Genomic DNA, 12,482 nt, shown 5'->3' on the forward strand with positions numbered 1-12,482 from the left:
TCTTGGCCATGGGGGTCACCCATGAGACCGCATACGTTGACGCAGACTGATCAGAGCACTTCAAAATCCCCCTTGCAAACGGGGCGGGCCATACGTTTTTTGAGTGAGACTATCTTTGCGGCCCCAAACGCGATCACTTCTGCTTGCTATCGCTATCATCACCACCCCGCTCGGCCTATCGGCCTGCGGATCGGCCGAAGCTGATAAGCCCAAGCCCGTCCCGGTTGTCGGCGTTATCATCGCCAAGGCTCAGGCAGTCGAATTGACGACCGAACTCGCCGGGCGGACTGAAGCCTTTGAAATTGCCGAAGTGCGCCCGCAAGTGGCTGGCCTCGTCATGGCGCGGCTGTTCCAGGAAGGCAGTTACGTGCGTGAGGGGCAGGCGCTGTATCAGATCGATTCCCGCCTGCTCGCCGCAACGCAGGCGCAGGCAACTGCGACGGTGGCCTCGGCAGAGGCTACTGTCGAAGCCAATCGCCTGCGCGCAGAACGCTTTGAAGCGCTTGCCGAACAAGGTGGCGTGAGCAAGCAGGAGGCGGCAGACGCGCGCGCTACCTACAACCAGTCGCGCGCTGCTGTGGGGCAGGCGCGCGCCGCGCTGGCATCTGCCCGTGTCAATCTTGGCTTTACCCGTGTCACGTCGCCGATCAGTGGCCGTATCGGCATCTCGATGGTTACCAAGGGCGCGCTTGTCACCAATGCGCAGGCCACACCAATGGCCAAAGTGCAGCGGCTCGATCCGATGTACGTGAACATCCGCCAGTCGAGCGCCGATTTCATGGCGCTGCGCCGCGCCATTGAAAGCGGCAAGCTCGTGTCAGGGGCGGCACCGGTCACCGTCATCCTGCCTGATGGCAGCGAATACCCGATTGCCGGAAAGCTGAATCCGGCAGATGTTGATGTGAACCCGGAAACCGGCACGATCACGGTCCGCGCTGTCGTTCCCAACCCCAAGGGTGATCTGCTGCCTGGCCTGTTCGTGCGCGCGAAAGTGGGGCAAGGCAGCGTGCCCGATGGCATTCTTGTGCCGCAAGCCGCCGTCACCCGCGATCCGCGCGGTCGCGCCAGCGTGCTGGTTGCCAACGCCAAGGACGAGCTTGAGAAGCGCGACATCACGGCAGATACGCCAGTCGGCCAGAACTGGCTGGTTACTGAAGGGCTCAAGCCGGGGGACAAGGTTGTTGTCGAAGGCTTGGTCAACGCGCGCGAAGGGGCCAAGGCCAAAGTGGTGCCCGCAGGCAGCAAGCCTCAGCCTGAAAATGGCGCCAAGGCAAGCCCTGCAACGGCAGGGAACTGACGGCCCATGATCTCGCGGTTTTTCGCCTATCGCCCGATCTTCGCGTGGGTACTCGCCATCATCGTCATGGCCGCAGGCATCTTCTCGGTCAGCACCATGGGCGTGGAGCAATACCCAGACATCGCCCCACCCACCGTTTCGATCAACGCCAACTATGGCGGTGCAGACGCTGCCACGGTGGAAAACTCTGTCACCCAGATCCTTGAACAGCAGCTCAAGGGTCTGGACGGGATGCTCTATTTCAACTCCAACTCGTCCAACGGCTCGGCGGGGATCACCGTCACTTTCGACAAGGGCACCGATCCCGATACCGCGCAAGTTCAGGTCCAGAACGCGATCTCGCGCGCGCTCAGCCGATTGCCGGCGGTGGTCCAGCAGCAGGGCGTAAACGTCAACAAATCGCAGTCCGACATGCTGATGGTCGTCTCGATCTATGACGAGACAGGCCGCGCGACGAATTCCGACATTTCGGATTACCTCACCACCCATTTCCAGGACCCGCTATCGCGCGTTGAAGGCGTTGGCAGCGCCAACGTGTTCGGCGGGTCATTTGCCATGCGCGTGTGGCTCGATCCGCTGCGCCTTGCTGCTGTCCAGTTGATGCCTTCGGATATAACGGCAGCATTGCAGGCCCAGAATACGCAAGTTGCGGCGGGCGAAATCGGTGGCAATCCCGCGCCCGAAGGTCAGCGCCTCAACGCCACGATCACCGCGCGCTCTCGCCTCGAAACGCCTGAGCAGTTCAGGAACATTGTGGTCAAGACCAATGTCGATGGCTCGGTGGTCAAGCTCAAGGATGTGGCAAATGTCGAGATGGGCGAGGAAAGCTATGGCTCGCTCAGCCGCTTCAACGGCAAGCCTGCCACGGGCATGGCAATCAACCTTGCTTCGGGCGCAAATGCCACGCTGACTGCCGAACTGGTCAAGGAAAAGGTCGCTGAACTGGCGAAGGATTTGCCGCCCGGCTATCACACCGCCTACCCGCGAGACAGCAGCATCTTCGTCAAGATCTCGATCGAGGAAGTTGTCAAGTCGCTGATCGAGGCGATCGTGCTGGTCGTCATCGTGATGTTCCTGTTCCTGCAGAACTGGCGCGCTACCTTGATCCCGGCCATCGCCGTGCCAGTGGTGCTGCTTGGTACATTTGGCGTGCTGTCGATGTTCGGCTATACGATCAACACGCTCACGATGTTCGGCCTCGTCCTTGCTATCGGCCTGCTGGTCGATGATGCGATTGTGGTGGTCGAAAATGTCGAGCGCGTGATGCACGAGGAAAAGCTCGATCCGCTGGAAGCGACGGTCAAGTCGATGGGGGAAATCACCTCGGCACTGATCGGCATTACCCTCGTACTTACCGCTGTGTTTGTGCCGATGGCCTTTTTCGGCGGGTCTACCGGCGCGATTTACCGGCAGTTCTCGGTCACCATCGTGTCGGCCATGACGCTCTCGGCGTTGGTGGCGCTGATCTTCACGCCTGCGTTGTGCGCTACGCTGCTTGTTCCGGTGGAACATGAGAAGCCAAAGGGCCGCTTCTTCAGCAAATTCAACAATGGCTATGCCAGGCTGGAAGACCGCTACAAGAACCGCCTTGCCCGCACTGTTTCGCGCCCGATGCCGTGGATGCTGGTGTTTGGTGCGATCACCGTTGCCATGATGCTGCTCTATGTACGCCTGCCGACCAGCTTCCTGCCCGATGAAGATCAGGGCAATCTTTCGATCAACTACCAGTTGCCGGTCGGTTCCACATCAGAGCAGACGCGCGCGGTGGCAACCCAGATTTCGGACTACATACGCAAAGCAGAGGCGGAGAACATTCAGGCTGCGTTTGTGGTGATGGGCCGCGGTCAGTCGGGTTCAGCGCAGAATGCAGGGCAAGGGTTCATCCTGCTTAAAGATTGGTCTGAACGCCCCGGCAAAGACCGTTCTGCCACTGCCATTGCCGAACGCCTCAATGCCCATTTCCGCAAATCGCGTGAAGCACAGATCTTCATCCTCAGCCCGCCGCCGATCCGGGGGCTGGGATCGTCCGCCGGATTTGACATGTGGTTACAGGACGCCACCGGCGCAGGCCGCGCCGCGCTCACCGCTGCGCGCCAGAAACTGGTGCAGATGGCGGGTGAAAATCCACGTCTGGGTCAAGTACGCCTGAGCGGGCTTGAGGATACGCCGCAGCTCAAGGTCAATATCGACGATGAAGCGCTAACAGCATTCCAGATCGCGCCTGCCGCCGCAAACTCCACGCTGTCGATTGCATGGGGCGGCCTTTATGTGAACGACTTCATCGATCGTGGCCGCGTAAAGCGCGTCTATGTGCAGGGCGATGCGCCCTATCGCACCAAGCCGTCCGATCTTGGCCAGTGGTTCGTGCGCAGCAGCAGCGGCCAGATGGCGCCGTTCTCGTCATTCGCTTCTACGGAATGGACGCAAGGGCCGGTTCGGCTTGATCGCTTCAACGGTATCGCCGCGCAGCAGCTCAATGGCAGCGGCGCACCGGGTGTCAGTTCGGGCGATGCGATGAACATCATGGAGGAGAATGCGGGCACGCTCGATGGTGGCTTCTCCGTCGCATGGAGCGGCTTGTCCTATCAGGAACGCGCAGCGTCCAGCCAGTCGGGCCTGCTCTATGGCGCCTCGATCTTCTTCATCTTCCTGTGCCTTGCTGCGCTTTATGAAAGCTGGTCGGTGCCTGCTGCGGTGCTGCTGGTGCTTCCGCTGGGCATCATCGGTGCAGTTGTGGCGGTCACCTTGCGCGGGTACGACAACGACATCTATTTTCAGGTGGCTCTCCTCACCACCATCGGCCTTTCGGCCAAGAACGCCATCCTGATCGTGGAATTTGCTGAATTTGCCATGAAGAAGGGGGCCACGCCGATTGCTGCTGCGCTCGAAGGTGCCCGCTTGCGCTTGCGCCCGATCATTATGACCTCCGTCGCTTTCATCGCGGGCGTTGTGCCACTGGTCCTGGCCAGTGGCGCAGGCGCCAACGGTCGGCGCGCCATCGGCACCGGCGTGATGGGTGGCATGGTCTCGGCCACGGTGCTGGCGGTGTTCCTTGTGCCGGTGTTCTTTGTTCTGGTGAAGGGGGCGTTCAATCGCAAGCGCCCCGCGCCAGAGCTGACGCTGACCGAGGGAGAACCGGCATGAAGCTGCGCTCGCTTCTCAGCACGCTGTCGGCGCTTGCGCTTTCCGCCTGTAACTTTGCACCCAAATATGTGCAGCCCGAAGCGCCGGTCGCCCTCAGTCTGCCGCAGGGCACGGCTTATCCCGCGCTTGCCGCCGGGGATACCTCTGTCGATGCCTTGGGCTGGCGCGATTTCTTCACCGATCCCCGCTTGCAGCAAGTCATCGGCAAGGCCTTGGCCGACAACCGCAACTTGCGCACCACGCTTGCCAATGTCGAACGCGCACGGGCACTCTATCGCGTGAACCGCGCGGCGCTGTTCCCGATCGTCAATGCATCGGCGACGCTCTCGGCGGTGCAGGGCACGCAGGGTCGGATTACGGACAACTTCCTCGTGCAAGCAGGCTCCAGCGCCTACGAGATCGATCTGTGGGGCCGCTTGCGCAACCTGAGCGCTGCCGGTTTCGAAACGTGGCTGGCAACAGAGGAGGGGCGCAAGTCCACCCAGATCGCTTTGGTGGCTGAAACCGCCAGCGCTTGGCTCAGCTATGCCGCTACGGCTGATGCCCTGCGCATCGCGCGCGAAACCGTTGCCACCCGCAAGGAAACGCTGGCCGTCAACGTGCGGCGCGAGGCGAACGGCATCGGCACCAAGCTTGATGTCGCCACGGCGACCTCGCAGTTGAATACGGCTGAAGCAGCGGTCGCCGATCTCCAGACCAGCCTTGCGCAGGCCCGCAATGCGCTCGAACTCATCGCAGGCGGCCCGCTGCCCGATGATGTCCTGCCCACAACATTGGGTGCAGGCGATCAAGTGCTGGGCGCGCTGCCGGTTGGCCTCTCGTCCGAAGTCCTGCTGCGCCGCCCTGATGTCCTTTCGGCTGAACATTCGTTGAAAGCGACGTATGCCAATATCGGTGCGGCGCGTGCAGCGTTTTTCCCCGCGTTGTCGCTCACCGGCCTGTTCGGCTTTGCCTCGGCGGGCCTGACCCAGATTTTCGACAGCGGTGATTTCCAGAAATCTGCCAACGTCGCTGTCCGGCAGCGCATTTTCGATGGCGGTGCCACGGCGAACAACCTCGCCGCCGCCAAAGCTTCACGCGATGCTGCGCTCGCCACGTATGAAGGCGCAATCCAGACAGCCTTCCGGGAAGTCGCCGATGCACTCGCCCGGCGCGGCACTATCGAGGAACGGCTGCGCGCGCAGACCAGCCTAGAGGTCAATGCCGCCACGGCCTACCGCCTCAGCAAGCTGCGCTACGAAGCGGGGGTGGCCAATTTTCTTGAACCACTCGACGCGCAGCGCACGCTCTACACCGCGCAACAATCGCTGATCTCGGCCCGGCTGATCAAGGCCAGCAACATGGTCGAACTCTATCGCGCGCTGGGTGGTGGGTTGGTGGAAACGACCGTGCCAGCGGAAGAGTAGCGGGACCCCGTGCTTGACTGTACAGACCGGGGTCCCGCTTCCTTGGAACAAGCAGTTGGCTCGCCTCAATAGCTCCGCGGTAACCCCAGCACATGCTCGGCCAGATAGGACAGGATCAGGTTCGTGCTGATCGGTGCCACCTGATACAACCGCGTCTCGCGCAGCTTGCGCTCCACGTCATACTCTTCAGCAAACCCGAACCCGCCGTGCGTCTGAACACAGGCATTGCCCGCTTCCCACGATGCGTCGGCGGCCAGCATCTTGGCCATGTTCGCCTCGGCGCCCATCGGCAGCCCCGCCTCATACATCCGCGCCGCCTCGCGCACCATCAGTTCGGCGGCGCGCATGTTCGCATAAGCCTTGGCGATGGGGAAGGCCACGCCCTGATTGGCTCCGATCGCTCGCCCAAACACTTGACGCTCTTTGGCGTATTCCACCGACCGCTGCGTGAACCACTTGGCATCGCCCACGCATTCGGCGGCAATCAGCACGCGTTCGGCGTTCATGCCAGACAGGATGTAGCGGAAACCCTTGCCTTCCTCACCCAGCAAGTTGGCCGCCGGAATGCGCATGTTGTCGAAGAACACTTCGGTCGTCGCGTGGTTCATCATCGTGCGGATCGGGCGGATGGTCAGCGATTTGCCCACCACCTCGCGCATGTCGACGATGAACACCGATAGCCCGTCGGTCTTCTTCGCTACCTCGTCCTTCGGCGTGGTGCGCGCCAGCAGCAGCATCAGGTCGGAATGTTCGGCGCGGCTGGTCCAGATCTTCTGGCCATTGACCACATATTCGTCGCCCTCGGCCCTCGCAAAAGTGCGCAAGCTGGTCGTGTCGGTCCCGCTCGTCGGCTCGGTCACGCCAAAGGCCTGCAACCGCAACTCTCCGCTGGCGATCTTGGGCAGATAAGCGCGCTTCTGCTCCTCCGACCCGTGCCGCAGGATCGTTCCCATGATATACATCTGCGCATGGCAGGCCGCACCGTTGCCGCCTTGCGCCTGCACCGTCTCAAGGATCGCTGCCGCCGCGCCAAGGCCAAGGCCGGACCCGCCGTATTCCTCAGGGATCAGCACCGAAAGGTATCCCGCCTCAGTCAAGGCATTGACGAAATCGGTGGGATATTCGCGCGCCGCGTCCAGCTTGCGCCAATACTCACCCGGAAACTGCGCGCACAGTTTGCGCACACCCTCGCGGATTTCGCCATGGTCCTCGCTATCGTAGGGCGAAAGGATCACCGCGCTGCCTCGAACACGGCCGCAATGCCCTGACCACCGCCGATGCACATCGTCTCCAGCCCGTAACGCCCCCCGCGCCGCTGCAACTCGCGCGTCAGGTTGGCCAGAATGCGCCCGCCGGTTGCGCCGATGGGGTGGCCCAGTGAAATGCCAGATCCGTTGACGTTGAGCATGGCGTGGCGGCTGTCATCGTCCGACCAGCCCCAGCCTTTCAGGCAGGCCAGCACTTGCGGCGCAAAAGCCTCGTTCAGCTCGATCAGGTCGATGTCCGACCAAGACAAACCATTGCGCGCAAACAGCCGCTCCGTGGCAGGCACCGGGCCATAGCCCATCCGCGAAGGATCACACCCCGCCGCCGCCCACGAATGGAACCACGCTATCGGCTCAAGCCCCAGTTCTTCCAGCTTGTCCTCCGCCACCACCAGACAGGCCGCGCCTGCATCGTTCTGCTGGCTGGCATTGCCCGCCGTCACCACGCCGCCCTCCAGCGCGCGCAACTTGCCCAGCGATTCTGGCGTAGCGTCCGCGCGATACCCTTCATCATGCGCAAAGATCACCGCCTCGCCCTTCTTTTGCGGCACCGGCACCGCCACCAGTTCATCGTCAAACAACCCGCCAGCCCACGCCGCCGCTGCTCGCTGGTGGCTGCGCGCCGCATAGGCATCGCAGGCCTCGCGGCTGATCCCGAAGTCCTTGGCCAGATTCTCCGCCGTCTCGATCATCCCGCTGATCACGCCATAGCGCTCCACCGGCTGGCTCATCACCCGCCCGCGCGTCAGCCGGTCATGCAGCGTCAGGCTCCCCGCGCGCACGCCCTTGCGCACGTCCGTGGTATAGTGCTCCACGTTCGACATGGACTCCACGCCGCCCGCCACCACCACGTCGGAAACCCCGGTTTGCACCATCATCGCCGCGTTGACGATGGCCTGAAGCCCTGATCCGCAGCGCCGGTCCAACTGATACCCCGGCACCGCTTCGGGCAGCCCCGCCAGCAACCACGACCAGTGCGCAATGCACGGCGCCTCGCCATTCCCATACCCTTGCGCAAAGACCACATCGTCCACCCGCGCCGGATCGATCTTCGTCCGCTCCATCAGCGCCTTCAGAACGACTGCGCCCAGTTCGCCTGCGGTGAGCGATGAGAGCGCTCCGCCAAACTTGCCAACGGCAGTGCGGATGGGGGCAACGATGGCGGCGCGGCGTAGTTGGGTCATCGGGCAATTCCTGCAATTCCGCTGTCGATCAGCCGGGCAATCTCGCCCGATGACAGCTTGAGATGGTCTGCCAGCACCTGTTCGGTATGCTGGCCGTTGCGCGGGGCAGGGGCGGCGGGTTGCCGCTCAAGCTGCGGTATCGTGGCAAAGGCTCCGGCGGCGGGATAGGCGAAGCCGCTGGGGTTGTCGGCGCATGGTGAAAACATCGGATTTGCGGTGAACAGCCGCGCATCCTCCAGCGCTTCGGGCAGGGTGCGATATTGTCCATGCGTCACGCCCTCGGCATCCAGCCGCTGCGTCAATGCCTGATGCGTCAGCGCACCCACGGCGCGCTCGATGGCGGCAAACACCAGATCGCGGTTGGTAAAGCGGTTGCTGTCGCTTCCCGCCAGCACCACTTTCCGCTCCGCCTCGATCCGCGCGACATCGGCCTCCAGCGCCAGCGCACGCACAAGCCCTTGCCACTGCCGCTCGTTGATCGCCACGATCATGGTCCGCACGCCATCGGCAGTGACGAAATCGCGCCCTATCGATCCGAACACGGCATTGCCGATGCCCTCGCGGTCGTGGCCGGTGTGCAACACTTCGGCTACGCGGCCCAGGTTGGCGGTCGTGCCCATGGCAATGTCGGTCAGCGGCAAGCGCACTTCGCCGCCAAGCCCGGTCGCTGCCCGGCGCTGCACCGCGGCCAGAAGCGCGAACGCACCATAGGCCCCGGCAATGAAGTCCCACGCAGGCAGCGCATGGTTTACCGGACGCTCATCAGGCCCGGTCAGCGCGGGCCAGCCCACGGCGGCATTGGCGGTATAGTCCAGCGCAATCGCCCCGTCCGGCCACCCCATCACGCGCACAGAGATCATGTCCGCCCGCCGCACCTCTAGCTTTTCATGCGCAAGAAAACCCTTGGCCGGAAGGTTCGTGGCCAGCGTGCCCACTTCGGCACAGAGCGCCAGCAGCAATTCACGCCCCTCTGGCCGCGTCAGATCCAGCGCAACAGAACGCTTGGCCCGGTTCAGGTTCTCCCAGCTGAAGCTGTCGCCCCGCGCGTTCACCGGCCAGCGGTGGAAGTCCTGTCCGCCGCCGATCTGGTCCACGCGGATCACTTCTGCCCCGAACTGCGCGCAATAGAGACCGATGGTGGGCGAGGCGATGAACGAGGACACCTCGACCAGCGCAAGATTGCCGAGAAGCTGGTACATGCCCTACCAGACCGCCCCTTCGCTCGCGAATTCCCGCAGCAGGCTCTTGGCGATCTGCAACTGCATGATCTGGCTGGTGCCCTCGTAAATCCGCAAAATCCGCGCATCGCGGAAGAACCGTTCCGCCGGATATTCGGCCAGATAGCCTGCCCCGCCAAACACCTGCACGCAGCGGTCCACCACGCGCCCGCAGGCTTCCGAGGAGAACAGCTTGGCCGCTGCCGCTTTGCGCTGGATGTTCTCGCCCCTATCGGCGCGGGCGCAGGCATCGGCGATCATGCATTCGGCGGCATAGAGTTCGGCCTCGCTGTCGGCCAGCATCGCCTGGATCAGCTGAAAGTTCGCAATCGGCTCGCCAAAGGCCTTGCGCTCGGTGGCATAGCGGATCGCGGTGTCGAGCGCGCGGCGCCCCATGCCCACGCCCATGCCCGCCACCGAAAGCCGCCCGTTATCAAGGCTCTGCATCGCAATCTGAAAACCCCGACCTTCCTCGCCGCCCACCAGCGCCGACCCCGGAATGTGCACATCTTCCATGATCACGTCGGCAATGTGCGCGCCCGATTGCCCCATCTTCTTGTCGGGCTTGCCGATGGTGATCCCCGGCGTGGTCATATCGACGATGAAGGCCGAAACGTGCGCGTTCTTGGCCAGCGCTTCCTTCGAAGTGCGCGCCATGATCAGCCCGATCTTCGCAGATGGGCTGTTGGTGATGTATCGCTTCGTCCCGTTCAGCCGATAGCCATTGCCGTCACGCACCGCCAAGGTCTGCATCGCCGCGCTATCAGACCCTGAACCCGGCTCGGTCAGGCCAAAACAGGCAATTTCGCCACTGGCGATGCGCGGCAGCCATTCGGCTTTCTGCTCTGCCGTGCCGAAATTCTTGATCGCGGTGCCGGTCATGCCGATGTTGATCGACATGGTGGAGCGATAGGCCGGCGCGGGATAGCTCATCTGCTTCACCGTCTCGATATACTGGCTGACATTCATGCCCGCCCCGCCGAATTCTTCGGGAATAGTAATCCCGAACAGCCCCATCTCACGCATCTCGCCAAGGATGTCGTCAGGGATGCGGTCCTGCGCGATCACGTCCTCTTCAGCTGGGATCAGCCGTTCGCGCACATAGCGGCGCAACTGCTCGATGAACTGGTCGAAGATTTCCGGGTCCATTCCGGGGTTTGCAGTGCTCATCGGTGGGCCTCCTCAGACCGGATCGTATGGGAAAACGTGCGCCGAAACTTCGTCCGCGCGCGCGAAGGCAGGCTTGAACGCCGGGATCAGTTCTTCGGCAATTGCTGCAGGCGTCCACCCCTCCAGCTTGACCATGGACCGCACCGGGCGGGGTTTGGAAAACAGCAGGATCTCGTTCTTGCGTACCGAGAACACCTGGTTGGTCACGTCGCTTGAAAGATCAGACGCCAGATAGGCCACCAGCGGCGCAATCTTGTCCGCCCCCATCGTTTGCATCCGCTCCACCCGCTGCTTCTGTTCAGGCGTTTCCGCCGGGATCGATGCAGTCATGCGGCTCCACGCGAACGGCGCGATGCAGTTTGATCGCACGCCCCAGCGCGCCATATCGAGCGCGATGGATTGCGACATCGCCACCAGTCCCAGTTTTGCCGCTGAATAGTTCGCCTGCCCCACATTTCCGATCAGCCCGCTGGTCGATGTAAAGTGGATGAAGCTGCCCGATGATTGTTCGCGGAAGTATGGCGTTGCCGCCTTGGAAACGTTGAAGGCCCCGGTCAGGTTCACGTCGATGACGCTGGTCCAGTCTTCGTAAGACATCTTGTGCCAGATCGTGTCACGCAGGATTCCCGCGTTGTTCACCACCGCATCGATCCGGCCAAAACGCTGCACCGCATCCTCAACGATGCTCACCGCACCCAGCGGATCGGCCACGCTGGCAAGATTGGCCCAAGCCCTGCCGCCTGCCGCCACGATGTCATCCACCGTGGTCTGTGCCGGGCCAGCATCGCCACCATCGCCCGCTTGCGCCACGCCCGGATCGTTGACCACCACTGCCGCACCTTCACGCGCGCACAGCAGGGCAATTTCGCGCCCGATCCCGCGCCCTGCGCCGGTCACGGCCACAACTTTACCTTCGAGCACGCCAGTCATCCGAATCTCCCACCGCCCGCTTTTCGCAAACGTTAAGCGTGCGATTAAAAAGCTTCAACCGCCGTCATGCATTTTTCTGAAAAGCGCAGATTGCTGCGCCGCACCTTGCGGTTCCCGGCAAACCGGGCTACGGGCGCGCCCAACGAAATTCGCAACGTTCGCAAGGAAAATCCCATGGCGGTTACCCGCACTTTCTCGATCATCAAGCCTGATGCCACGCGCCGCAACCTGACCGGTGCGGTCACCAAGATGCTGGAAGAAGCCGGCCTGCGCGTCGTCGCTTCCAAGCGCATCCACATGACCCGCGAACAGGCCGAAGGTTTCTATGCCGTTCACCGCGAACGTCCGTTCTTTGGCGAACTGGTCGAATTCATGATCTCCGGCCCGGTCGTCGTGCAGGTTCTCGAAGGCGAGAACGCGATGCAGCGGAACCGTGACATCATGGGTGCCACCAACCCCGCCAATGCAGAACCCGGCACGATCCGCAAGGAACTGGCTGAATCGATCGAAGCCAATTCGGTCCATGGTTCGGATTCGGACGAGAACGCAGCCATCGAAATCGCCTACTTCTTCAAGCCCGAAGAAATCGTCGGCTGATTCTTGCGATCAGGTTAACCGTCAAAAGGGCCGGGGCAGCGATGCTCCGGCTTTTTTGTGCAAACAGATCGTTTGTGGAATGTTGCGCCTTTGCAACGCTCCGTTGCCAATCGGCGGTTATCCGGGATAACAATAATTGTAAGCGGAACTTACAGAGCGTAAAGTAGCTGCGGTCGGTCGTGTCCCACTGGGTGGTGTAAGAAGGTTTCCCTGACAGGGTAGCCACCGTCGATCTTCTGTTAGGGTTCGGATGCGAACTCGAACCTGGAGAA

9 protein-coding genes are annotated in these 12,482 nt (G+C 62.3%); 4 read left to right on the forward strand and 5 right to left on the reverse strand.

From position 1 onward, the window contains the following. Window positions 1–115: 115 nt before the first annotated feature. The 3 genes from B7X90_RS15295 to B7X90_RS15305 are packed head-to-tail and all read left to right on the forward strand — an operon-like array spanning window position 116 to window position 5,847. Window positions 116–1,297 (forward strand): efflux RND transporter periplasmic adaptor subunit, encoded by a 1,182-nt coding sequence (locus B7X90_RS15295; RefSeq protein WP_292625830.1) that lies wholly within the window; start codon window positions 116–118, stop codon window positions 1,295–1,297. 6 nt (window positions 1,298–1,303) lie between these two features. Continuing rightward, the gene (locus B7X90_RS15300; protein ID WP_292625832.1) at window positions 1,304–4,441 is read left to right on the forward strand and encodes an efflux RND transporter permease subunit; all 3,138 of its coding nucleotides are present in this window, start codon (window positions 1,304–1,306) and stop codon (window positions 4,439–4,441) included. Then, window positions 4,438–5,847: an efflux transporter outer membrane subunit gene (locus tag B7X90_RS15305; protein WP_292625834.1), complete on the forward strand. Its 1,410-nt coding sequence runs from the start codon at window positions 4,438–4,440 to the stop codon at window positions 5,845–5,847. Before B7X90_RS15300 ends, B7X90_RS15305 begins: the two co-directional genes overlap by 4 nt. Before the next feature lie 65 nt (window positions 5,848–5,912). On the opposite strand, the gene B7X90_RS15310 is transcribed toward B7X90_RS15305, so the two are convergent. The 5 genes from B7X90_RS15310 to B7X90_RS15330 are packed head-to-tail and all read right to left on the reverse strand — an operon-like array spanning window position 5,913 to window position 11,613. Then, window positions 5,913–7,082, reverse strand: a complete 1,170-nt coding sequence (locus tag B7X90_RS15310) for an acyl-CoA dehydrogenase family protein (protein ID WP_292625836.1) — start codon at window positions 7,080–7,082, stop codon at window positions 5,913–5,915. Further along, entirely contained in the window at window positions 7,079–8,296 is a 1,218-nt protein-coding gene (locus B7X90_RS15315; protein WP_292625838.1) for an acetyl-CoA C-acetyltransferase, read from the reverse strand. The genes B7X90_RS15310 and B7X90_RS15315 overlap by 4 nt, the downstream gene beginning before the upstream one ends. After that, window positions 8,293–9,495, reverse strand: a complete 1,203-nt coding sequence (locus tag B7X90_RS15320) for a CoA transferase (RefSeq protein ID WP_292625839.1) — start codon at window positions 9,493–9,495, stop codon at window positions 8,293–8,295. Before B7X90_RS15320 ends, B7X90_RS15315 begins: the two co-directional genes overlap by 4 nt. Window positions 9,496–9,498: 3 nt before the next feature. Continuing rightward, window positions 9,499–10,683 (reverse strand): acyl-CoA dehydrogenase family protein, encoded by a 1,185-nt coding sequence (locus tag B7X90_RS15325; protein WP_292625840.1) that lies wholly within the window; start codon window positions 10,681–10,683, stop codon window positions 9,499–9,501. A gap of 12 nt (window positions 10,684–10,695) precedes the next feature. Then, window positions 10,696–11,613, reverse strand: a complete 918-nt coding sequence (locus B7X90_RS15330) for an SDR family NAD(P)-dependent oxidoreductase (RefSeq protein ID WP_292625841.1) — start codon at window positions 11,611–11,613, stop codon at window positions 10,696–10,698. Window positions 11,614–11,787: 174 nt separating this feature from the next. Between B7X90_RS15330 and ndk the strand changes: the two genes are divergently transcribed. Beyond that, window positions 11,788–12,210 (forward strand): nucleoside-diphosphate kinase, encoded by a 423-nt coding sequence (ndk, locus tag B7X90_RS15335; RefSeq protein WP_268171054.1) that lies wholly within the window; start codon window positions 11,788–11,790, stop codon window positions 12,208–12,210. Window positions 12,211–12,482: the final 272 nt, after the last annotated feature.

Origin of the sequence: Novosphingobium sp. 17-62-19, from assembly GCF_002256775.1 — a bacterium.
In the GTDB taxonomy this organism is placed as follows: Bacteria; Pseudomonadota; Alphaproteobacteria; order Sphingomonadales; family Sphingomonadaceae; genus Novosphingobium.

Bases quoted from the DNA above. Each gene is read 5' to 3' on its own strand.
- B7X90_RS15300 (WP_292625832.1), top strand. From the start codon at position 1,304: ATGATCTCGCGGTTTTTCGCCTATCGCCCGATCTTCGCGTGGGTACTC.
- ndk (WP_268171054.1), top strand. From the start codon at position 11,788: ATGGCGGTTACCCGCACTTTCTCGATCATCAAGCCTGATGCCACGCGC.
- B7X90_RS15330 (WP_292625841.1), bottom strand. From the start codon at position 11,613: ATGACTGGCGTGCTCGAAGGTAAAGTTGTGGCCGTGACCGGCGCAGGG.
- B7X90_RS15315 (WP_292625838.1), bottom strand. From the start codon at position 8,296: ATGACCCAACTACGCCGCGCCGCCATCGTTGCCCCCATCCGCACTGCC.
- B7X90_RS15305 (WP_292625834.1), top strand. From the start codon at position 4,438: ATGAAGCTGCGCTCGCTTCTCAGCACGCTGTCGGCGCTTGCGCTTTCC.
- B7X90_RS15325 (WP_292625840.1), bottom strand. From the start codon at position 10,683: ATGAGCACTGCAAACCCCGGAATGGACCCGGAAATCTTCGACCAGTTC.
- B7X90_RS15320 (WP_292625839.1), bottom strand. From the start codon at position 9,495: ATGTACCAGCTTCTCGGCAATCTTGCGCTGGTCGAGGTGTCCTCGTTC.